Genomic DNA, 22,810 nt, shown 5'->3' on the forward strand with positions numbered 1-22,810 from the left:
TCCTTCTAAGTCACGGAAACTTCTATATTTAATCTTTAAAATTTGGTGTCTTGTAGTTTTTCCGCACCACAGCCAACCTCATCTTTAATAAATTCAGCATTTTTACAAAATTGTGCGAGTTCCGTTTTAATAAAATGTAGCACGGTGTCGTTTTCAACTTCGGGATAAAGCACGTGAACATTTGCTCCGGCATCCAACGTAAAGCACACCTGGCTGTTTGTATCTTTGCGAAATTTCCAAATACGGTTAATGATTTCCAACGTGTTGGGTTTCATTAAAATAAAATAAGGCATAGAAGTAAGCATCATGGCATGCAGCGATAACGCTTCGCTTTCTACAATTTTAACAAATTGTGAAATATCGCCATTTTTAAAAACCGAAATCAGTTTTGATAAATTATCTTTCGCTTGCCTAAAACGTTGCACAGCAAAGGGATGCTCCACCATTAAATTATGGCCAAGAGTACTACTTACCTGTTTTTCGCCCTTATCTACCAATAAAATAGTGTCTTGGTAGTTTTTAAAATTTTCGTGAACTTTAAACGGATATTTTGTACCGAAATAATTACTACTTCCATTAATTTCAGGATGTTCTCCCCACACTATTAAAGGACCTTCAATACTTCTACAAGCACTTCCAGACCCCAAACGCGCCAAAAATGAAGCTTTTTCAATGAAGTAATCTTTAGGTATATCGGGTTGCATTTGCCGTTCCATATCCATTAAACACAAAGCCAAAGCGCTCATCCCGCTAGCAGAAGAAGCTATACCACTACTGTGCGGAAAACTGTTGGTAGTTTCAATTTTAAATTGAAAATCCTTCAAAAACGGCAAATAGGCCTCTACTCTTTCGAAGAATTTTAAAATTTTTGGTTCGAATGATATTTCTCTATGTCCATCCAGATAAACTTCAAAATCAAATCCGTTAGAATCCTTCTTTTTAAAAGAAAGTATTGTTTTGGTATTGCAGTTTTTTAAAGTAAAACTAACGGAAGCATTCATGGGCAACTGCTCACCATATTTACCCCAATATTTCACCAAAGCAATATTGCTAGGTGCTTGATATGAAACAGTTCCGGAAGATAAAGAGTTGTTGTAGTTACAAACAATAAATTTGTGTTGTGGCATATTGCAATGGGGATAAAGCACAAATGTAGCGAAAAAAACAATTCATGAAAATGATGACATTTTTAAAACAATCCCGATGTACCTATATAATCCCAAAACCAAATAGTATGAAACGATTTTTATTTTTCTCGATTTTAGGTATTTTTTGCTTGACAATTTCAGCACAGACAAAAACATGGGTGGGACCTTCTGGCGGCAACTTTAATGTAGATGGTAATTGGGATCCATTTGGTGTACCAAGTTCAACTCATGATGTTATAATTCCTACAGGAAGTGTTATGACTTTTAATGCTTCAGCAAATATTAAATCTTTTGATTTTCAAGGAAATGCAATGGTTACAATAGAACATAATATTTCCACGTCCTCTGTTTCTTCTATCTCAACCAATGTGATTGTTACTTGGACCACTGGACAGTTAAGTGGGAATGGCACAATTAATAACCTTGGAATAGTTAATATAGTTGAAGGCCCTTCATCCTCTCAAACACTTAGGGACCAATTGATTCTGAACAATGAAGGAACAATCAATTTTAATGACTCTGGACTCTTTAAAATGGGTTACGGAACTCCAACACTTAACAACTTACCTACGGGAATTCTCAATCTAAATACAGACACATCAATTGTAGGAGGTAATAGTCAGTGGGGATCTATCGTAAACACAGGTTTAATAAAAAGAGCACAGGGAACAGGTGTTTTTGAAATAAATGCTCCATTACTAAATAACAATGGAACTATTTTAGTGGAAAGCGGAACCTTGCAATTTACTAAAGAAAATACCGTGCTAACCGATGGTACTTATAATGTAGCGACCAATGGTACTCTGGAATGGAGCATTGGAATTAACCCAGGAATAATCTGCGAAGGCACTCTTAGCGGGCAACTGGACGGGCCCATAAATTGGAACAGAAAGCTAAGTGTTGCAACAGGAACGGAAGCTATTTTCGATTTTGATGGGCCAGCTGGTGTTAATTGGTTCCAAGGAGACCTTCAAGATGATGGCACTCTTACCAATCTTGGAATACTTAATATAGTAGATGGTGGTCAAAGCACAGCCATCAGGGACCAAATAACCCTAAACAATGAAGGAACTATAAATATTAATGAATCTGGTCAAGTTAAATTAGGATATGGTAATCCAACCTTGAACAATCTGCCCACAGGAGTTATCAACTTAAATTCTGATGGTTTAATTGTAGGAGGTAATAGTCAGTGGGGAACTATCTTAAACACAGGTTTAATAAAAAGAGCACAGGGAACAGGTGTTTTTGAAATAAATGCGCCATTACTAAATAACAATGGAACTATTTTAGTGGAAAGCGGAACTTTGCAATTTACTAAAGAAAATACCGTACTTACCGATGGTATTTATAATGTAGCGACCAACGGTATTCTGGAATGGAACATTGGAAGTAACCCTGGAATAATCTGTGAAGGCACTCTTAGCGGGCAACTGGACGGCCCCATAAATTGGAACAGAAAGCTAAGTGTTGCAACAGGAACGGAAGCCATTTTTGATTTTGATGGACCAGCTGGTGTTAATTGGTTCCACGGAGACCTTCAAGACGATGGCACTCTTACCAATCTTGGGATACTTAATATAGCAGACGGTGGTCAAAGCACAGCCATCAGAGACCAAATAACCTTAAACAATGAAGGAACTATAAATGTTAATGAATCTGGTCAAGTTAAATTAGGATATGGTAATCCAACCTTGAACAATCTGCCCACAGGACTTATCAATTTAAACACAAATGGTTCAATTGTAGGAGGCAATAGTGAGTGGGGAACCATTGTAAATACTGGGATTATAAAGAGAGCACAAGAAACAGGAACTTTCAACATACAAAGCAATGTAAACAATACAGGGTCAGGGAAGATTATTGCCGAAACTGGTAATTTAGAGTTTAGTAGATCCTTACAAGGTGATGGTATTTTAATGGGAAATGGATCGGTACAACTTGGAAGTAACATTATTTTTGAAGGCACCCTTTCGCCAGGTGGCTACCCCGGAACTTTAACCCATATTAACGATTATGCCTCATCAACCAATGCAATCTTAGCCATTGAAATATACGGACCAAACGCTGGCTCTCAATTTGATGTATATGATGTCCAGGGAGATGCCATTTTAGAAGGCACTATTCTCGTAGACTTAAACTACGAAGCAAATTTAAATGATGAATTTGTAATTCTTACGGCAAACGACATTACAACTTGTAACCTACCGGCAAGCGTTACTGCACATCACGACGGCCATAATTATACTTTTGATGTAATCTGCAACCCAAATGATGTTACGCTAAAAGTAAGCAACATTGTTTTGGGAACCGAAGAAAATTCTCTGAGCAATCTAACCCTGTTTCCAAACCCTTCAAATGGGCAATTCATTATAAACCTTGGTCAGGAATATACAAATGTTTCTGTGCAAATTACAAACATGCTCGGGCATCTTATATCTGAAGAAAATTACACTTCGGCAAAAACAATAGAACAGCACATAAATGCTTCCGCAGGAATGTATTTCGTAAAAGTGAGCACAGCTAAAGAAGGATCCAACACTTTAAGGATTATAAAACAGTAGATCGTTCAATAGCTTTTAGGTTGGACATCAGCCGGAATGCCCCTGAAAAATGGGGCATTTTTTATTGCCAATTATACATCTTATATCTTTCAGCGAAGCGGTCTTACGTCCTAAATCCATTTCTTTTTGATGACCTTTTAAACAATTATCGTTATGGTATTGAAACGCCAATTGGCTTGAGGTTTAATAGCTGTCAATTAAAATTAAAAATAGGACAAATTTCAAATTGAAAAAGAAAGTTTAAAATCGTATATTTCCATAGATTTCTATGGAAGATACACTCACTCAAGGAAAATTTAAACTATTGGATGCTTTCTTAAATAATGAGGAGGCAACAATACGTGAATTTTATATTGCCGAATATCCAAAAACAAAATATTACATCCTTAAAAATGGAGGCACGATAGATAAAGCCAAAGATATTTTTCAGGAAGCTTATTTTGTTTGTTGGAAAAAACTGAACTCACGCAAATTTAAGCCAAAAAACGAAAAAGAGATAGAAGCGTATCTATTTACAATAGCCAGAAATAAATGGATAGACCAAACAAGAATTCTAGCTAAAAGAAAAACAACTTCAATAAACGATAAAATGTATCAACTTGCAACAGAAGATATACAAGCAAGTGACCTTGACAAAAAGGACAAGCAACTAACTATAACATTGGCTGCTTTTGAAAACCTTGGTCAAGGTTGCAGAGAGCTGCTCACGCAGTTTTATTTCCATAAAATGTCGTTGCGTAATATTGCTGAAAATCTAAATATTGAAGAAGCCTCGGCAAAAAACAAAAAATACAGGTGCATTCAAAAATTAAAGGAATTGGCACTTGGCAAAAACCACGACTTAAAAAGTAAAATGAAAAAATGAAATCCCCAATTGAAATAAACTCCTTAGAATGGGACATAATAGAAACGTATCTGGATCAAAAAAATGTTTCAGAAGAAGCACTATTGTCAGATAAAAAACTCAACCAAATTTCAAACCTATCCGAAAAAATAGCACACGTAAAACAAGTAAGAATAGCGATTGAAGATAGTATTCGCCAATCGAAAATCAAGGAATTTCACGAGCACATTTCAGCTGATCAAAAAGGTTTATACATACAAAAAGGTGCAGCAAAAAAAACGAAATCAACGACAATATGGTATTCTATTGCCGCGGTATTGGTCGTATTATTTGGAATATTTTGGTTATTGCAAAACACCAATTCTCCAGAAAAAATATTTGCAGCTCATTTTGAAGCAGACCCTGGTTTGCGAACAGTAATGGGCACGACAAACAACTATAGTTTTTACGAAGGAATGGTAGTTTATAAACGCGAAGAATACAAAGAAGCTATTAATTGGTGGCAAAAGCTGCTCCCCGAAAAAGCAAACAATGACACTCTAAATTACTTTTTAGGAGTGGCCTATTTAGCCGAAGGAAATGCTGAAAAATCATTAGACTATTTAGAACCTTCCAGTAAATTCAATGAAGGTATTTTTAAAGAAGATGCCGCATATTACACAGCATTGGCAAAAATAAAATTAGGACAAATGGAAGCAGCAAAACAACTGTTAAAACAGCATCCTTCTGAAAGAAATAACAAGTTACTAAAGGCTCTAAACAAATAAACAGAGCCTTAAATACAACTCATATAATTACAACCCTGGACTTTGGTCTGTGGCAATGAAAAAACAGCTGTAATAATATAATCGTACAAGAACACGATTATAAACTGTGCGCACTATTTCCGATAACATTAACTAAAATTGTATGGTATTTAAATACAACAATTTTTTACTTTTAATCCTGACCGCTTTTTTAGTTTTCTCCCAAAAGAGCTTCGGTCAAGACACAGATTTATCTGGCATTAAATTAATAGACGGTTATCTATTAAACAATCAATTAAAAGAGGCAGATATTGCACTACATACGCAAATTGAAAATTTTAAACAGGCCAAACAAATAGATTCTTTGGCGCAATACACAGTATATGTGGGGAAGGTTGCGTTCTTAAAAAGCAACCCAAATAATGCAGCCAAAAAAGCCGATGCATTTTTTAAAAACCTAATAACACTGGGAGCATCCAAACGCGCCCAGCATAAAGCACTGTACGGCCTTTCTCAACTTTATGAGGAATTGGGAAACATCACCGAATCTTTCAATGCTGCTGAAAAATCACTAAATACAATACGATCAGTCCCCAATGCAACGCACAACGAAATTGGCGAGGCATACTATGCGTTAACGTATTCCTATTACATATCCGGAAAATTTTTAGACGCCAACAAACAGGCTAAAAAAGCACTTTCAGAATTAAAAAAATCCGAGATAAAGAACTATAAAAAAATCTCCGACGTCAACAATTTTTTTGGCATTATGATGTGGCGGTCCCAAAAATTAGACAGTGCGCAATACTTCTTTGAAAACGCTATCAAAACCTTACAAAAAATACAGGGCGATTCGGTTTATAAAGTGTATTCCTCCTCAGGCATTAAATTGAATATGGCCCTGGTAATGGAAGCTCGTGGCAATATTTCTGAATCCATACAAACACTGGAAAGGCTCATTCAAGATTGCAATTTTGTTATAAATGAATCAAAAGATGTTCGTGTTGTTTCGCGCAGTAAACGTTTAAAATGGACCGGTATTTCAAACCTCGGTTCGCTTTATACTAATATTGGCCACGTAAATAGAGCCAATAAACTTATGGCGTACATTTACAATAATCGTGATCAATTATACCTCCCAGGCGACCCAGAAATTCCACGTGCGCTTATATTGTTAGCCCAATCGCAAATGGCATTAAAGGAAACAGGCAGCGCTGTTGTTTCCTTAGAAAAAGCACTCGCCATCTACGAGACCGATTCCAGTCCGGATGTATATTGGCAAGCTATTGCAATTGCCAATCTTGCAAGTTGTTACGACCTAAAGGGCGAAATTGAAAAGGCGGAAAAATCATACAGCGATGCCGAAAAATTATACAAAATCGCCCTAGGAGAAAACCTAGACGATACCTACTTAGGTTTTGCACAGGATAAAAGCTTGTTTTTGGCGAAAAACGGTAAAGATGAAGCAGCATTAACCACTTCTTTAAACGCCTATAAGTATTTAAAAAAGAACGGAGGCGAAAACAATAGCGACCTCATTGCTCATACTCTAAACCTTTCAGAAGTGTATTATACTATTGGCGACTTCGCAAAAGCCGCCGAATGGAGCCAAAAAGGAATAGATTATATTGATGCCCGCACTCAAAACAAAAGTACCCGTTTAGATGTATTAAAATTGACCTACCGCAAACCATTGTTGATTTTAGCGAAATCAGAAGCACTTTACGCACAAAACACTTCCAAAGATTCTATTTTTCTCAAAAGTCTTTTGAAAAATTTGGGCGATGCCTTCAAAATTCTTGAGGAACAGAAAGCCCTGATTTCAAAAGACGATAATGTAAATGTGCTGTATTCAAATTTTTTGGGGCTTTACAATTTCACAAAACAGCTGTATTATGATTTATACACCCAAACCGACAATAAAAAATACCTTACAAAGCTTATTGAAACTCACGAAAACAGTGTTTATTACACCATCCGCTCCAAGTTGATGCTTCAAGATAAAATCAATTTTGCAGATGTTCCGCAAGCTGTTATAAAAAGGGAAAGCGAGTTAAAAAATGAAGCCGTTAACCTCAGCGCTTTAAGTGAAGATTCATCTTCGTCATTTCAAAATTATCTCGACGCGAGTACTATTTATAATTTGTTTTTAGATTCTTTGAAAACAGCCTATCCCAAATATTACCAAATGAAGTATGCCACATTGGATGCTTCACTTAAAGATTTACAAAAATATATTCCCGCCAACACTACTATAATTCGCTATTTGTTTATCGAAAAAAATTTATACGGAATTGTTTTGGATAGCAAAAACCGAAGTATTCTTCCCCTAAAATACAAATCTGTAAAAAATCATATTGAAAAATTAAGCGATCCAAAAATAACTTTGGAAGAAGAATCCACCTTGCTTTATGAACTTTATCAGCAATTGTGGGAACCTTTGAGCAGCCGTATAATTAACGAAAAGGTAATTATTATTCCAGATGGTGCGCTCTTCAATTTAAGTTTTGAAACCCTAACGCCATCAAAAATAAAAAGCTATAAAGAGCTCGGTACTAATAGTTTGCTGGCAAGCCATTCCATTTCGTACAACTTTAGTCTTTTGCTTTTAAACGAAGACAAAAAGCCCAAAATGTTTTCTGAAAATTTTGTTGCCTTTGCCCCCGGTTTCACTAAAAAAATGAAGACTGACTACAAAATAGCAATTACAGATTCTGTTAATAGTGATATTGCTTACCTCACTTTACTATCGCAACCAAGTAGTGTAGAGTTGGCCGAGAATTACTCTAAAATATTTGATGGAAAATCGTTTATAAATGAAAATTCAACAAAGCAGATTTTTGAAGCCAATGCAGGCGAACACAAAATAATTCATATTGGCACACACGCAGAAAGCAATAATGTAAGCCCTGAATTTTCACGTCTTATTTTTGCGAAAAAGTATGCGAAAAATGACAGCTACGACGAAAACTCACTGTACACCTTCGAGATTTACAACACCAATCTAAGTTCAAATCTTGCCATCTTAACGGCCTGCGAAACAGGAAAACCTACATACCAACCTGGGGAGGGAATGATTTCTTTGGCACACGCTTTCAACTATGCGGGCAGCGAAAGCATCTTAACCAGTCTTTGGCAAATTGACGAAGAAAGCAGTGTGAAAATTATCCAAAATTTTTACGACAATCTCGCCGAAGGCATGGCAAAAGATGAAGCCCTGAGGCAAGCAAAGCTAAACTACATTGCAACTGCCAAAGGCCGCACCGTATCGCCCCAATATTGGGCAGGCATGGTCTTGATTGGTGACACTGCTCCCATTCAATTACAACACAATTTCAATCCTATTTGGTGGTGGGTTTTAGGATTTTTATTAATAGGTGTCTTCATTATTTTTCTTCTCAAAAGAAAGAAAATAAACAAAGCATAATCCAACTACTCCCCGACTACTTTCTAGTGTTTTTTTTTAAGATTCAAATCTCAGGTCACGGATCCTCCTATCTTTTCTTTTTCTGAACTTCCTCTTTTATCTATTTTCTTTCATCTTTTCTCTAGAATAAGTGATGACCTTTTTAAACACCATCGTTAAAAGAATAGAAACTTGTCACAGAAATACTTCGCCAAGTTTCAAAATCTATTTTAATTAACACTAAACCAGATATTATGAAACGACTTTTATTTTTTTCAGTATTAAGCATTTTTTGTTTTACTGCTTCTGCGCAAAATTGGGTGCAATTGGGTAACGATATAAATGGTAAAGCCCCCGGTGATGACTTTGGTCGCTGGGCTTCCCTTAGTGCCGATGGCAATACAGTCGCTGGGGGAGCGCAATATAATGACGACGCAGGAAACGACGCAGGCCAGGTTCGAGTGTTTAGCTACAATGGCACCGTTTGGTCTCAAAAAGGAGCAGACATTGATGGTGAAGCTGCAGATGACCACAGTAGCAGGGTCAGTCTGAGCGCAGACGGCAATACCCTTGCTGTTGGCGCCCCATATAACGATAATACGGGAAATGGTTCTGGAAATGTGAGAGTTTTTTCTTTTGATGGTGCAAACTGGGTCCAGCTCGGGGCAACTATTCCAAGTGAAACCGCAAATGATCAAAGTGGTGGAGCGGTGAGCATGAGTGCAGATGGCACCAGAGTGGCAATTGGATCAATTGATCATCGTTCCCAAGGTATAAACACAGGACAGGTGCGGGTTTTTGGCTGGAACGGAAATGCGTGGGTAAAACTAGGTTCAAACATAAATGGGGAGGCAATGGAAGATCAATTTGGATATTCCGTAAAATTAAGCGCAGATGGAAACACATTTGTTGCAGGTGCCCTATATGCTGATCCTGTAAGCAATGGTAATGGAGAAATTAGCGTCTACGAATTTAATGGGACCGAATGGATTGCAAAAGGAGATGATATTCCAGGCGAGCAAACCAATGGTAATTTTGGTTTATCTGTGGATATTAGCGCAGATGGCAACACAATAATTTCCGCAGAAAGTGAATTTAAAAGTAACAGTGGAGATCGGATAGGAAGAGCCAGAGTTTTTTCTTGGAATGGTACTTCGTGGGTTCAAAAGGGGTCCAGCATTGATGGCATGGGAGATTTTGATAAAATTGGGATAAGAGTTGCCATAAACAACCCTGGAAATATTATTGCCATAAAAGGTTTATTAGGCCCCGGAGGCGCTACCACGCTGGATGGGAATACCCGAATTTTTAAATTTAATGGAACAGATTGGGTGCAATTTGGCCAAACCATTTACGGACAAGTTGGAGACAATAGTGGCTTTGGTCTAGAATTCAGCAATACTGGAGATACAATAAGCATTGGATTCCCTCAGAGTGATGCCAACGGTCAAGATTCTGGACAGGTGAGGGTGTATAAATTTGACCAACCATTGAGTGTTATTGAAACTAATCAGGAATTCGGCATGCTTTACCCAAATCCCACCACTGGCAATTTCACGATTGATTTAGGCAAAGAACATGCAAATGTAACAGTACAGATTTACAATATACTCGGGCAACAAATCTCTTCAGAAAAATACGCTTCTGCAAAAATAATATCAAAAGAAATCACAGGTTCCATAGGAGTTTATTTTGTAAGAATAAGCACTGTCAATGAAGGATCGAAGACCTTAAGAATTATAAAAGAATAGATTGCTCAATGGGTGTCTAGTTTAATATATAAATAATAATACTAAATCTAAAAGCCATGAAAAACACAATTATATTTCTTTGTTTCCTATTTTCATTACAATTGATAGCTCAAGGACCTATACCAAGAGCTGAAGTTAACTTAGACGAAGTATATACGCAATACGGTCTGAGTGGAGAAGGTGTTCTAATTGTTATGATTGATCGGGGTATTAACTATACACATCCAGATTTTATTGATGAAAATGGTAATACGAGGCTTGCCTATATCTACGACATGGTTGATCCAACGGGAGCAAATGACCCCAACAACCCCTATGGAGTGGGCACCATCCATAATCACGACGCCATCAATACAGCACTGATAAATAATGATCCGCTGCTCTCAACAGATAGATTTGGTCATGGCACGGCAACCACCGGAATTATTTGTGGCAATGGTAGTGGCACTACAGACGGCCAATTTCATGGAGTAGCTCCAAAAGCTACTATTATTAGTATAAAAATCACTCACGATTATTTTCCTCCTTTTAATGGCCAGCCTGGGCAAGATGCTTTTTGGGATCCATCCTACATAGCTATTGCATTGCAATTTGCGTCAGATAAAATAGCCGAACTCGGACTCCCCGCTGTAACCTTAATGAATATAGGTTCAATAGGTGGCCCAACGGACGGAAGTAGCACGTATAGCAGAGCTATTGATCAATATGTGCAAAGTGGCCATACATTTGTTTGTGGAATAGGTGACGATGGCGGACGAGATAATCACGCTTCAGGTACTATTTCACAGGATCAGACCATTGAGCTTTTAGTAAATAAAACAATTGCAGGTAATTTACGCTCTGATCTTTGGTATAGTGAAAATGACCGTTTTACAGTAAGTTTTCAAAGACCTAATGGAACGGTAGAAGGTCCTTTTGCGGCTCCTAATGGCCCTAATGATGCTGTGGATCAGAACTTGGGAGATATTTTTATGTACCATCGAGGGAAAAATCAGGAATTTTGGGGATCTGACGCCAACAGAAGAGAGTTAATGGTGGATTTTACTGGAACAGGTACTTACAAAATAATTCTTCAAGGTGCTACGATAACTGATGGTGGCGAATTCCACAGTACATTAAATCCCTCTAATTTTGCTCTTAACAACAGATTCCTCTCCTATGTAGTGCACGGCTACAGCATTAATGATTATGCCAGTGCCACATTGAACATTGTACCCACAGACTATGTGATAAACGATGGATGGTATGATTTAGATGGAGTATTTCGACACTTTACAGGACAGGGCGATCCTGGAGAATTATGGATCGGCTCTAGTGGAGGGCCTACACAGGATGGAAGATTAGCTCCAGATTTTGCAGCACCGGGAGAAATCGCGTTTTGTGCCTACAGTCCCGATACGTACTATAGCCGGTCTAACAGTACACTTGTTCAAGGCGGGAACGGGCTTTATGGAATCCAAAACGCGGTAAGTGCCGCAGCACCGCTTTCCACAGGGATTATGGCATTGATGCTAGAAGTAAATCCTAATCTTACCCCTGGGCAAATAAAAACCATATTGCGCAATTCCTGTAGAGTGGATTCCTTTACTGGGTCTGTTCCCAACAATACGTGGGGGTATGGAAAAATTGACGCACTTCTTGCCATTCAAAATACAATTAGTTTGGGTATAGACCATATTGACAATAAAGCATTTGTCATTTATCCAAACCCTTCTAAAGGCAGTTTTACGATTGATTTGGGCAAAGAATATACAGATGTAACAGTACAGATTTATAATATGCTCGGGCAACTTATATCTGAAGAAAATTACACTTCGGCAAAAACAATAGAAAAGCAGATAAATGCTTCGGCAGGCATGTATTTTATAAAAGTGAGCACAGCTAAAGAAGGATCAAACACTTTAAGGATTATAAAACAGTAACTTTCTGGAAATATCCAACACAACAAAAGAGCCTCCTTAACGAGAGGTTTCTTTTGTTGATAGCAATTTTTTAACACAATCTAAAAATCAGGGCGACGCTCAAAAGCATAAAAACTCGTATCTTCACAAAAGTTTAAATTAATCCGTAAATTCCATAAAAAGATAATCACAATGAAAAACTTAATAACCCTTTTCGCCTTCATCCTTCTCGCTGCCAACGCGCAAAGTCAAACACTTTCCCAAAAAGAAATTACAGGTACTTGGCTTGTGCAAAGTGTTGAAAACAGCAGCAGCAATCCAAAAATGGCAGCAGCTATGGCAAATGCTGTTATTAATTTATATGCCGATAACAGTTTTGAGATAAAGGAAAAAGAACCGGGCGGAACGGCTTATTCATACACTACCACTACGCATAAAAACGCTACTTGGAATTACAACGCGAGCACGCAAACCATAACTACTACCCGTTCAAAAATTACTTTTAAAGTTTCTAAAAATGGCGAAAAAGTGTTTTTTACAGATGAAAATAGCGGTTTAAAATTTGAAGTTGTAAAGCCCATTTAACCGCAAAACCACAAAATGCAACTTGCAATAATTGTGTGTTTTTAAACTATTAGTATAAATTAAATATCTGCCGCCTCTGTAACAATCTGATAGAAATAGCGTTATATAGTTTCATCAATCTTCAAAATTTATGTTACAACGTTTTTTTATCTTCTGCTCTGGCGCAGATACAGCCATCCTTGATGAATGCTCGCCCGGTGAGCGCACAAAATACGCCGGCATTGGCGCAACTGTTTTCTTTACCGCCATTATGGCTACCATAGCTGGTGCTTATGCACTTTACACCGTTTTTGATAATTATTATTCGGCTATTTTCTTCGGAATTATCTGGGGGTTATTAATTTTTAATCTCGACAGGTTTATCGTTTCCACAATTAAAAAAAGAAACAACTTTTTTGACGAATTAATACAAGCTTCGCCTCGAATAGCCTTAGCAATCATTATAGCAATTGTTATTTCGAAGCCTTTGGAAATGAAGATTTTTGAAAAGGAAATCAATCAAGTTTTACTTACCGAAAAAAATGAAATGACCCTCGCCAATAAAGATCAATTGGCATTACAGTTTACGCCTTCGGTCACGGCATTAGAAGGTGAAATAGCAACATTAAAAAACGAAATAACCAAAAAAGAAGCCGAAGTAAACGCGCTTTACGAAACCTATATTGCCGAAGCCGAAGGGCGCAAAGGCACAGAACTTATTGGAAAAGGCCCTGTTTACAAAGAAAAACGCGAAAAACACGACGCAGAACTTGCAGCATTAGTCGAATTAAAGAAAGCAAACGCAGAAAAAATAGCCGCTGCCGAAGCGAAAATAGCCAACCTCGCTACCCAATATCAAACAAAAGTTGCAAGCACCCAACCCATAATTGAAGGATTTGATGGTTTGATGGCACGAGTAAATGCATTGGATAAACTGCCGTTATTGCCTTCCCTCTTTATCTTTTTATTGTTTTTAGCGATTGAAACTTCGCCTATTTTGGCAAAACTTTTATCGCCAAAAGGCGCCTACGACTTAAAGCTGGAAGAACAGGAAAGCGCCTTAAAATCATGGGTAACCCAACAACAGGCACAGCGCGATATACTCGTTACTACCGATCGCGAAATTAATAATAGGGTTTACGCTGATATTGCCGAAGAACAGGAACTCTACGATTACAAACGAAAAAAAGCCCGCGAACTTATGCAAATGCAGGCAGACGCGTTTTACACGAAACAAAAAAGCATTCTATAATTTTAATTAGCCCAATGTAAAGGACGAAGTTTTAACGCAAAGTTTAATTTCGTCCTTCTCATTTTCAGTATTATTGTTAGTTTATACTACCATAGATTATGACGAAATTTAGCCCCCAGCAAGCATCACAAATTGCCGAAGAATATTACAACATTACTGCTAAAGCCACTAAACTGGACGGATATGTAGATGAAAACTTCTTTTTAAGCTGTTCTTCAACCCATAAAAAAAAGAGTTTAGGTAAAAAATTTCTTTTAAAAATCTCTAAGGAAGAAAACGTACAACAATTAGATTTTCAAATTGAAATATTAAAGCACCTTTCAACAAAAAGACTTGATTTTTCACTTTCGAAAATCGTGGAAAACAAAGGTGGAAAGCCACTCACAACGATTGAAAATAACAAATCGGCGCGAGTTTTAACTTGGGTTCCCGGACGGCTTTGGGCAACCGTAAATCCGAAAACGGAAAGTTTGCGAAATAGCCTTGGCAATGCCGCAGGAAAGTTAACACAGGCGCTAAAAGATTTTAGCCATCCGGCCGCGCACAAAAAATTAGATTGGGATTTGGCAAACGCCGCCTGGACAAAAGCGCATTTAAATATTTTTACAGGGGAAGAAAAAAAAATACTTTCCCATTTCCAAAATCGTTTCGAAAAAATACAAACCACCTATAAATCTCTTCCAAAAAGTATTGTTCACAACGATTTGAACGATTACAATATTCTAGTTTCAGAGGATTTCAAAAATCCAGAAATTACAGGTTTTATAGATTTTGGCGATTCGGTTTTTACCCAAACCATAAACGACCTGGCTATTGTTCTGGCGTATGCAATGATGCATCTCCCAGACCCGCTTTCGGCAGGTTTAGAAGTAATAAACGGATATAACAAACATTATAAATTATCTGAAAACGAACTTGAATGTCTTTATATTTTGGTGGGCATTCGGTTGGTAATTACGGTTACCAGTGCTGCTCTAAAAAAGGCCGAATTCCCAAATGACGAATATTTTATTATTAGCGAAAAGCCCGCTTGGGAATTATTGCAGAAATGGTTTCAAGTGAATGAAAATTTCGCCCATTATTCCTTCCGAAACGCTTGTGGATATTCGGCACATCCATTGGAAAAAAAGTTTGAAACCTGGGCAAAAAGTAAACAAGTTACATTAAAAACAATGTTTCCAAATGTAGCTTCAGAAAAAATAGTAAATCTGGATATGAGTGTTGGCAGCACGCTTCTCGGCAATCTTTCGGAATACAACGACCCAGAGATTTCAAAATTTAAATTAAAGCAATTTCAAAAACACCATCCTAAAACCATACTGCTAAACGGGTACTTAGAAACGCGCCCTTTTTATACCACGGAGGCTTTTAAAAGTGAGGGAAACAACGGGCCACAATACCGAACAGTTCATTTGGGTACCGATTTTTGGTTACCGGCAAAAACTCCCGTCCACGCTCCCTTTGATGGAGTTGTGGAAATAATTCATAATAATAATTTTGATAAAGATTATGGCCCGATGCTTATCTTAAAGCACACCTTTAAAGACCTAAAGTTCTACTCACTTTACGGGCATCTATCGCTAATGTCGCTGGAAATTTTACAAGTAGGTCAAAAAGTAAAACAAGGCGATCGTATAGCCTATATTGGCAAATCTTCCGAAAACGGCAACTGGGCACCGCATCTTCACTTTCAGCTTATTTTAGATCTTTTGGGCAATAACGAAAACTTCAACGGGGTGGCTTTGCCTTCAAAAGTTGCAGTTTGGAAAAGTATCTGTCCGAATCCGGATTTTATTTTTAAGGAAAAATTAAACACTTCCGAAGAAAAGATTTCCGAAGAAAATATAATTAACTTCAGAAAAGACCATCTCGGAAAAGGCTTGAGTCTTTCATACGACAAACCGTTGCATATAGTGCGTGGCGAAGGCGTTTATTTAACAGACATCAACGGCAGGAAATATCTAGACACCGTAAATAATGTAAACCACGTTGGGCATCAACACCCGAAAGTAGTGGAAGCTGGCCAAAGACAAATGGCAGTTTTAAATACCAATACCCGCTATCTGCATCAAGAAATTATTGCGTACGCCGATGCTCTGTTGAAAAAATTACCGCCACATTTATCGGTTATTCATTTTGTAAACTCAGGTAGCGAAGCCAATGAACTCGCACTGCGAATGGCAAAAACCGTTACGGGCAATATAGATTTTTTAGCTGTTGAAGTTGGATATCACGGTAATACAAATGCGGTCATGGACGTGAGTTCGTATAAATTTGAAGGTGAAGGAGGTTTTCCAAAGCCCGAAACAACACATATTCTTCCACTTCCAGATTCGTTCCGAGGGACATATTTAGGGGAAAATTGCGGTACCAATTACGCAAATCACGCTAAGAAAATAATTACAAATCTAAAAGCCGAAGGAAAGGAAATAGCTGGATTTATCGGGGAAACACTAATTAGCTGCGGTGGACAAATTGTGCCTCCGAAAAACTATTTTAAAGAAGTTTACACACATGTTCGCAAAGCAGGTGGTATATGCATTGCCGATGAAGTACAAACCGGTTTTGGCCGTATGGGCAAAACCTTTTGGGCCTTTGAACTTTACAATATTATGCCCGACATTGTAACGATGGGGAAACCTGCCGGCAACGGGCATCCACTGGCAGTGGTGGCGTGTACAAAAGAAATTGCCGAAAAATTTAATACGGGCATGGAGTATTTTAATACCTTCGGAGGTAATCCCGTTTCTTGCGCTATTGGCCTTTCGGTTTTAGAAGTTATAGAAGCGGAAAATCTACAGCAAAATGCGCTGAAAGTAGGAGGATATCTAATTGCTGGATTAAAGAAACTTCAGAAACAATTTCCTGTTATTGGCGATGTGCGCGGTGAAGGGCTTTTTTTAGGCTTTGAATTAAACGATTCGGATAAAAATCCCTTGCCCGAACACGCTACCTATTTAGCCAATAGAATGAAGCAACTCGGAATTTTAATGAGTATTGACGGACCCGATCACAACGTTCTAAAAATAAAACCACCAATGGTTTTCAATAAAGCGCACGCAAATGAGCTGTTGGTAAGATTAAAAACTGTTTTTACGGAAGATTATATGGTTCGTATTTAATACTATTTTTTTCAGTAAAAGCAGAGCTTCGATAGGTTTAAGAACCTTTCTTTTTTATTAAAAATGCATACGGTTCCATTCCTTTGGTCTGCTGAAAAACCACTTTTAAAACACCGATAAGCGGAAGCGAAATAATGGCTCCGACCATACCCCAAAGTACTGAAAATAGTATAACGCCAAAAACCGTAACGAAGGGGTTAAGATCTATTTCATCTCCAATTATCCATGGGGTTAATACATAATTTTCTACCAACTGTGCTGCCGAGATCACACCAATCACGATAAGTGCAGGCGTAGCGCCGGCATACAAATAGGAAAGGATTACTGCAATGCCACCCCCGATAAAATTTCCAACGTAAGGAATAATTGAGAAAAGTGCCGCAAATAGAGCTAAAAAGAATGCATACGGTACTGAACCTAATGTGAAACCGAGATAATATATTGCAAAGAGAAAAACCATAATTTTTCCTTTACCCAATAAATAACTACTTATAATTTTTTTTGAATTACTTAAAATAGTACCCATCGCAGCACTGTCTGAAACCAATTTTTTAAAAAACGTGATAAACATATCCCGTTGCATTAAAAGTAGAATGATGTACACGAAAATAAGCAGGGATTGCGAAACGAGATTCATTAACGAAGAAAGAAATGCACTGCCAAAACTTTCGGCTTTTTTGATTAACCTTTTGTTGTTTTCCAAGTAATCTTTATAATCCCAATTAAGGGTTTGGTTTGCCCATTCGGAGAGGTTGTTTAGCTTTCCAGCAGCCTTTTCCTTTATGGTGGGCCAATCGTTCGCCATGGTATTTACTTGTGAAGTAATAAGCCACGTTAGCAAGCTAAAAATTACGATCATAAGCAAGACAGATAGTGTAATAGCCAACCAAGAAGGCAGACCCCATTGTTTTAATTTTTCGGTAGGTTTGTCTAACACAATCGCAATAATCGCGGCCACGAGCAAAGGCATTAACAGCCCTGAACCAATATATAGAATTGTTAATATACCGCCTATAATCAGAAACGATTTTATAACATATGAACCGGAAATTTCTATTTTAGAAGTGCTCAAAAGATTTTAAATTGGGTTATCGATAGTTTGTTTTGAAGTAAAGTTAGCTGAAATTTTTAAAATTGATTTGATTGTGTGCCATTTTAAACCCTTCAGTTTAAAAATAAATTTATCTTTAATCGAAACATTTAAATTATGAAAAAAATTATTCTATTACTGTGTTTAATCACTACCATACACGCCGCTTCCCAAACCGAAGCAACTGATAAAGAAGCCATTATTTCGGTATTAAGAATACAGGAACTTGCCTGGAACAATAACGATCTTGAAGGTTTTATGCAGGGGTATTGGAAAAGCGATTCCTTAAAATTTTACGGCAGCAAAGGTGTTACAAATGGTTGGCAAAAAACGCTGGATAACTATAAAAAAGGATATCCGTCAAAAGCACATACCGGAACATTAAAGTTTACTATAGACGCAATTACCAAAATTGAAAAAAATTCATATTACGTAATGGGCCAATATCACTTAGTGCGTGATGCGGGCAATGCAAATGGTGTTTTTATGATTATTTTCAGAAAGATTGAAGGTGAGTGGAAAATTATTGCAGATTTAAGTTGTTAATTTCCTTTAATCCGCTCCCACAGATCTGTCAATAATTTTTTGGCCTCGCGCGTATCTTTTTCTTCTTCGGTAACGGTTACCTCGTTTCCAGTCTTTTCGATTAAAAAACTAAAAGCATACTTTTCGGCCTGCGGATCTACGCTTATCATTCCAAAACGAAGATCGTTTAAAAAAATACCTTTTTCCTTTTCTGAAACTGTGTACCAACCTTGTGTAATTTTTATAAGGCGTTGCACTTTGTCGAATTCCCTTAAATTGCCTAGAGCTTCGTGATTCTTCGGATGCGAATAAAACTGAATGGGTTTTGAATCAAAAAACGAATAATCGCCTATTAAAAAGGCGTCTTTAGTTTCCACATTTGCCGTCCATAAAATCGTATTCAGTGGGCTGGGTTTGGTATCCAAAGCAAGGTAATCAATGTTTTGATGGTCTAAGGCAGACTGAAATTTAGTATAACTAATTCCTTTTAGAACAATAGTAAGCAACATATACGCACTGCTTACAATTAAACCGAGATTATTATATTTTCTTCTTTTAATACTGCCTCTTTTCTGAAGCATTGCCAAAATTAAAAACACTAAAAATGGCAAGGTATAAAGCGGATCAATTACGAATATATTTTTATACGCCAACCGCAAATCTAAAGGCCAAAAGAGCTGTGTTCCCCAAGTGGTATGGGCATCTAACAACGGGTGTGTAACAAAGCACAAAAACCAAAACCACGACCATTCCTTTAAACTTGCCCGTTTGTCCCAGAGTGAAAGTAGCCACCCAAAAAGAAGTCCGAAAGTAACAGCAAAAACGATGGAATGCGTAAAGCCGCGGTGAATTTCCAAAGCGGTAACGGTATCGGTAAAATGGCTGGAAAGCACATCTAAATCAGGAATTGTACCTGCAATTGCTCCTAAAACCATTGCGTTATTCCCAATTTTTTTACCTAAAACCGCTTCGCCAACCGCCGCTCCTAAAACTATTTGTGTTACTGAATCCATTAAAAGCTAATATTTACAAGAGCCAAGCCGCGAAAATACACCCTTCCTCAATATAAAAAAAGGATGCTTTTTTAAAACATCCTTTTTTAGATAAAGTAGAAATTTTAAAGTTTTATTTTGAAAGTTCCGCGATTAGCGTATATGCGGCATCACCGTGTTTGCCCGTAAAATATTTACCCCATTTTTTACCGCGTTCCATTCCGGAATCTCCTGGCCAAGCTTGGCCAATTAACTCGCCATTTTTATCGAACATTTTCTCCATATCGCATAAAGAATCAACGAAAAACGCTTCTATAAATTCGGTTTTATCGCTGCCCCAAGCGTGAACATTTGGGTAATATCCTTTGATGTATTCGTTCTTTGAAAGAACTTTAGCAAAATTATCTGCTCGCATTTCATCAAATTCCTTTTGCGAACCATCTTCCGGAAAAGTAAAATATGTTTTGCGAACGTAAAGCACTAAATCTTTCGTGTTGTCAGCAGGCAATAACTTGGCGCCATCAATCGGAGCATAAATTTCATCGGAATGGTATGCTGCAAAATAATCATTGCGTTTCTTAAAGAAATTAGCTCTCGCTTTGTCATCCGGCCAAGCTTGTTTTTCAAGTTCAGCACTGCGTTTAGCCGCTTTATCCATGGCTTCCCAAGAAGGGTATGTTTGCACATAAAGTACTTCGGTATTATCGGGTGAAAATAAATGTGTGTAAAAGGACGCAGACGTAACATGTTCGTTTTTACTTACAACTTTTTGTAAATATTCCTTTTCTAATGCCTTCCAATCACTCATACTGAAATCATCTTTATCCATATTCCAATGGTTCGTGGTAACAGACATATACTGTGGTCTGTTCGCATTTTGTGCAAAAAGGCTAAAATTAAATAGCAACATCATAGATGCTACTGCAATAAACTTAAGGTTGGTAGTTGTTTTCATAATTCCATAAAATTAAATTAGTATAAATATTAAAATTGATTACTAGTTTAATATTTGGGACAGACTGTAAAATAAAATTTTATGGAGGAAAGAGTGTATAGGAATCAGATTGCTAAATGTAAATAAAAAAACACAAACATCTATTAATGTGTAGCTTATATTTTTTTAATCTACAATTTGCATCTTTTTTAATAGAAAAGAGGCGTTCATGTTTTGGCAAATTCCGGGTTTAAAAGTATAGTCGAAATAAAGTTCGTCGTTTTCAATTCGAGCGTCGAAGAAATAATTTTTTACTTCGGACAAATCTTCAGCGGCGGCGCACAGACTTAAATCGTGCGTTGCGATAATTCCCGTAGAATTACTCGCAACGAGTTTCTCCACAAATTTGCGGGAGCCGATGGCCTTGTCTGTGCTGTTTGTACCCTTTAAAATTTCATCGAGAATAATAAAATAACGGTCGGTTTTAATTTCGTCCACAATAAATTTTAAGCGTTTTAATTCACTAAAAAAGTACGACTCATCATCGGTTAAACTATCGGTGGTTCGCATACTGGTAATAAGTTTTATTGGGTTGTATTCGGCTTTTTCGGCACAAACTGGCAGCCCAATATTCCCCATTACAATTTGAAGCGAAACCGTTCTTAAAAATGTACTTTTCCCAGCCATATTTGCGCCAGTAACAATAAAAAATTCTTCCGAGTTTATCTGAAAATCATTGCGAACCATCGTAGCTTCTTTCAGTAGTGGATGCCCCGCTCCTTTTACTTTTAGCACGGGAATTTTATCGTTTATTTCTGGAAAAATATAATTGGGATGATTAAATTTAAAATTCCCCAAACTGTTGTAGGCATCAAAAAATGTTATGCTATTAAACCAAGCAGGGACGCTATCTTTATGCGTTTTAATCCACTTTTCTATATTGTAACATTGGCGCAGATTACGAAGGGTAAAACCATTGATAAGCGTACCAAAAATCATAATATTCCCCTGTTCCAAAACATCTAAATATCTTGCAAATTGTTTTACTACCGCAGATGTTTTTGTCTTGGACTGAATTACCGAATTTCGTTTTTTAGAAAGTATTTCAGAAGAAAAGTCCTCGTTTTCAATTTCTAAAATTAGTTTGTAAAATTGCTCGAAAGTACTCTGTATTTTTGAAGTATGCGAAGTAAGGTTATTTACTTTTTTTTGAAATATTCCTGAAATTATAATTCCCAATATAAGCCATCCAGCTGTAAAATAGCCCGATAAAACACCGAAATAATTGGCTACAATTAATCCGACGGAAACCATTGTAAATACTAGTGAAAGAGGCTTAATCCAATTGGGAATAAAAGCTTTGTACTGCTGTAACCAATCATTAACTTCTGAGGCGGGACTTTCAGTTTTTACCAAGGATGCAATTGCCGAATACCGCTGCCGCCATTCGGGTTTTTCAGAAATTTCTGCAATAGCTTTTTGCTTCTCTGAAATGGCTTCAATTTTGTTTTCAATAAAAATATTTGCCAAAAAATCGGAACCACTTAATAACGAGGTTCTATTTAAATATTGAAAAAAAGAGCCACGCCCAAAAAGATCTATATCCTGACTATAAAAATGAAGGGGGTTCTTATACTTTTCGCCGTCCGGCAAATGATGAAAAACCCGGTTTAACACTTCGAGTTCCGTCTCATTTTGGTCAATTAATGCTTTTTTTAAATCGCGTTGGTATTGAAGTTCGCTATGCTTTGTTACCAAATAGATAAAAATCACGATAGTTAAAAAAACAATAGTTAGTACTGCTTGGGCATTTCCGAAGAAAAAATACAACCCAACACACGCCGCTATAAAAACAAACAACCGAAGTGTACTGGAAACGGCCAATTTTTGTTTAAGTTTTTTTAAAGCTTGGGAATGTATTTCAATTTGTGTTTTATAAAAAGCTGAAGGATTATTCATTATGTATGGGTT

At 37.2% G+C, this 22,810-nt stretch carries 15 protein-coding genes; 10 read left to right on the forward strand and 5 right to left on the reverse strand.

The window, feature by feature from the left end:
* Window positions 1–35 precede the first annotated feature (35 nt).
* The gene (locus tag VZD24_RS05785; protein ID WP_342687091.1) at window positions 36–1,127 is read right to left on the reverse strand and encodes a diphosphomevalonate decarboxylase; all 1,092 of its coding nucleotides are present in this window, start codon (window positions 1,125–1,127) and stop codon (window positions 36–38) included.
* A gap of 107 nt (window positions 1,128–1,234) precedes the next feature.
* On the opposite strand from VZD24_RS05785, the gene VZD24_RS05790 reads away from it, so the two are divergent.
* From VZD24_RS05790 to VZD24_RS05830, 9 genes are all read left to right on the forward strand, one after another.
* Complete coding sequence (locus tag VZD24_RS05790) at window positions 1,235–3,712, forward strand: T9SS type A sorting domain-containing protein (RefSeq protein ID WP_342687090.1); 2,478 nt, start codon at window positions 1,235–1,237, stop codon at window positions 3,710–3,712.
* 268 nt (window positions 3,713–3,980) lie between these two features.
* Window positions 3,981–4,577: an RNA polymerase sigma factor gene (locus tag VZD24_RS05795; RefSeq protein WP_342687089.1), complete on the forward strand. Its 597-nt coding sequence runs from the start codon at window positions 3,981–3,983 to the stop codon at window positions 4,575–4,577.
* Window positions 4,574–5,323, forward strand: a complete 750-nt coding sequence (locus tag VZD24_RS05800) for a tetratricopeptide repeat protein (protein ID WP_342687088.1) — start codon at window positions 4,574–4,576, stop codon at window positions 5,321–5,323. The genes VZD24_RS05795 and VZD24_RS05800 overlap by 4 nt, the downstream gene beginning before the upstream one ends.
* 142 nt (window positions 5,324–5,465) lie before the next feature.
* Entirely contained in the window at window positions 5,466–8,729 is a 3,264-nt protein-coding gene (locus VZD24_RS05805) for a CHAT domain-containing protein (protein WP_342687087.1), read from the forward strand.
* A 233-nt stretch (window positions 8,730–8,962) separates the two neighbouring features.
* Window positions 8,963–10,459 carry a T9SS type A sorting domain-containing protein gene (locus tag VZD24_RS05810; RefSeq protein WP_279449228.1) on the forward strand — a complete coding sequence of 499 codons (1,497 nt, stop codon included), beginning with the start codon at window positions 8,963–8,965 and terminating at the stop codon, window positions 10,457–10,459.
* A gap of 56 nt (window positions 10,460–10,515) precedes the next feature.
* Window positions 10,516–12,381: a S8 family peptidase gene (locus VZD24_RS05815; RefSeq protein ID WP_342687086.1), complete on the forward strand. Its 1,866-nt coding sequence runs from the start codon at window positions 10,516–10,518 to the stop codon at window positions 12,379–12,381.
* A 171-nt stretch (window positions 12,382–12,552) separates the two neighbouring features.
* Window positions 12,553–12,945: a DUF2147 domain-containing protein gene (locus VZD24_RS05820; protein ID WP_279449230.1), complete on the forward strand. Its 393-nt coding sequence runs from the start codon at window positions 12,553–12,555 to the stop codon at window positions 12,943–12,945.
* Between the two features lie 130 nt (window positions 12,946–13,075).
* Window positions 13,076–14,176 (forward strand): DUF4407 domain-containing protein, encoded by a 1,101-nt coding sequence (locus VZD24_RS05825; protein WP_342687085.1) that lies wholly within the window; start codon window positions 13,076–13,078, stop codon window positions 14,174–14,176.
* 98 nt (window positions 14,177–14,274) lie between these two features.
* Window positions 14,275–17,298 (forward strand): aminotransferase class III-fold pyridoxal phosphate-dependent enzyme, encoded by a 3,024-nt coding sequence (locus tag VZD24_RS05830; protein ID WP_342687084.1) that lies wholly within the window; start codon window positions 14,275–14,277, stop codon window positions 17,296–17,298.
* A gap of 37 nt (window positions 17,299–17,335) precedes the next feature.
* Here the strand turns inward: VZD24_RS05830 and VZD24_RS05835 are convergent, their stop codons facing one another.
* The gene (locus tag VZD24_RS05835) at window positions 17,336–18,370 is read right to left on the reverse strand and encodes an AI-2E family transporter (protein ID WP_342687083.1); all 1,035 of its coding nucleotides are present in this window, start codon (window positions 18,368–18,370) and stop codon (window positions 17,336–17,338) included.
* A gap of 135 nt (window positions 18,371–18,505) precedes the next feature.
* Between VZD24_RS05835 and VZD24_RS05840 the strand changes: the two genes are divergently transcribed.
* The gene (locus VZD24_RS05840) at window positions 18,506–18,934 is read left to right on the forward strand and encodes a YybH family protein (RefSeq protein ID WP_342687082.1); all 429 of its coding nucleotides are present in this window, start codon (window positions 18,506–18,508) and stop codon (window positions 18,932–18,934) included.
* Here the strand turns inward: VZD24_RS05840 and VZD24_RS05845 are convergent.
* From VZD24_RS05845 to VZD24_RS05855, 3 genes are all read right to left on the reverse strand, one after another.
* Entirely contained in the window at window positions 18,931–19,926 is a 996-nt protein-coding gene (locus VZD24_RS05845; protein WP_342687081.1) for a metal-dependent hydrolase, read from the reverse strand. The genes VZD24_RS05840 and VZD24_RS05845 overlap by 4 nt on opposite strands.
* Window positions 19,927–20,038: 112 nt before the next feature.
* A complete protein-coding gene (locus tag VZD24_RS05850) occupies window positions 20,039–20,860 on the reverse strand; it encodes a hypothetical protein (RefSeq protein WP_342687080.1) in 822 nt (273 codons plus the stop codon).
* A gap of 165 nt (window positions 20,861–21,025) precedes the next feature.
* Entirely contained in the window at window positions 21,026–22,798 is a 1,773-nt protein-coding gene (locus tag VZD24_RS05855) for a MutS-related protein (RefSeq protein ID WP_342687079.1), read from the reverse strand.
* Window positions 22,799–22,810 lie beyond the last annotated feature (12 nt).

The sequence above is a fragment of the Aequorivita flava genome (assembly GCF_038742595.1).
Lineage (GTDB): Bacteria > Bacteroidota > Bacteroidia > Flavobacteriales > Flavobacteriaceae > Aequorivita > Aequorivita marisscotiae.